Below are 1,502 nucleotides of genomic sequence, written 5' to 3'. Positions count from 1 at the left end.
GAGAGGCGCGGCCCGGCTGCGCCGGTCGTGACGGAGGGCAACCACGAGGGGGTGGGCGCATGGCCGGTGAGCGGCGTGCGTTGCGAGAGACACGGCAGGAGATAGCGGGGTTCCTGAGCATCGGGCCGGTGCAGGTAGCCGAGCTGGATCTCGGCCCCGAGGAGGACGGGAGGGCCGCGGGCGCCGAGGGCGCGGAGCTGAGACCCGGTCCGGGCAGCCCGCCGGTGACGACCGGCTCGGTGTTCCTCCTGGTCAGACGGGCGGGCCGGCCCGTCGGTACCGTGCTCGGACACGTACCCGAGAGCGCGGATCCCACGGAGGTGCTGTCCGGGCTCGCCCGGAAACTGCCGCAGGGCGCTCCGCCCGAGCCGTTGCCCCGGCCGCCGTCCGCCAGTGTCGTGGTCGCCACCCGGGAACGCGCGGACCAGCTCGCCCGCGCGCTGGACTCGCTGCTCGCGCAGGAGCACCCGGATTTCGAGATCGTCGTCGTCGACAACGCGCCCGTGACCGAGGAGACCCGGGAGCTGGTCGAGCGCAAGTACGGCGAGCGGGTGCGGTACGTGTGCGAACCGGTGCCCGGACTCGCCATCGCCCACAACCGGGGTCTCGCGGTCGTGCGGGGCGCGGTGGTCGCCTTCACCGACGACGACGTGGTCGCCGACCCGCGCTGGCTCACCGAGCTGACCGCGCCCTTCGCCGCCGACCCGCGCCTTGGCTGTGCCACGGGGCTGATCCTGCCCGCGCGGCTGCGCACTCCCGCCCAGGTGCTCCTGGAGAGCCACGGCGGCTTCGCGAAGGGGTTCACCCCGCGGACGTACGACCCCGAGCACCCGCCCGCCGACGAGCCGCTGTTCCCGTTCACCGCGGGCCGGTTCGGCTCCGGCGCCAACATGGCCTTCCGTACGGACGTGCTGCGGGCGGTCGGCGGCTTCGACCCCGCGACCGGCGCGGGCACGCGCGCGCGGGGCGGCGACGACCTCTACGGCTTCGTCCGCGTCCTCGCCCAGGGGAAGCGGCTGCGCTACACCCCGCACGCGCTGGTCTGGCACCACCACCGGGAGACCTGGCAGGACCTGGAGACGCAGGCCTACGGCTACGGCGCGGGCCTCACCGCGTATCTCACGGCGATCCTGGTGAACCGGCCCGCGCTGCTGCCGGCCTTCCTCGCCAGGGTGCCGGGCGGACTGGCGCACGCGCGGGGGCTGACCGCCGTACGCGCGACCGGTGAGGGTGCGGACGTGGCGGTGGAGGGGCCGGGCGGGCACGACTCCCGTACGCATCCCTGGCCGCGGCGCCTGTCCCGGTTGCAGCGCCGGGGCATGCTGTACGGCCCCGTCGGTTATGTGCGGGCCCGTCGCGCCCTGCGTACGGTCGGACTGGAGGCGCGATGAGCGAGGCGTCCGAGACTCCGGGAGCGGCCGGGGCTCCAGGAGCGGCCGGGGCGCGGGAGGGCGTCCCCGCGGCGGGCGGGCCTGGGCCGGGCGGCGGGCCCGGCCCAGGCC

General features: G+C 76.0%; 1 protein-coding gene. It reads left to right on the top strand.

Translation table 11 applies throughout. The features are described 5' to 3' along the window. Window positions 1–59: 59 nt before the first annotated feature. Window positions 60–1,391 (top strand): glycosyltransferase, encoded by a 1,332-nt coding sequence (locus tag EBH09_RS21430; protein ID WP_121748592.1) that lies wholly within the window; start codon window positions 60–62, stop codon window positions 1,389–1,391. Window positions 1,392–1,502 lie beyond the last annotated feature (111 nt).

Source organism: Streptomyces sp. E2N166 (assembly GCF_003671715.1).
In the GTDB taxonomy this organism is placed as follows: domain Bacteria; phylum Actinomycetota; class Actinomycetes; order Streptomycetales; family Streptomycetaceae; genus Streptomyces; species Streptomyces thinghirensis.
Note: the sequence above shows the minus strand (reverse complement) of the source record. Positions and strands in the feature narration are given on the sequence as shown.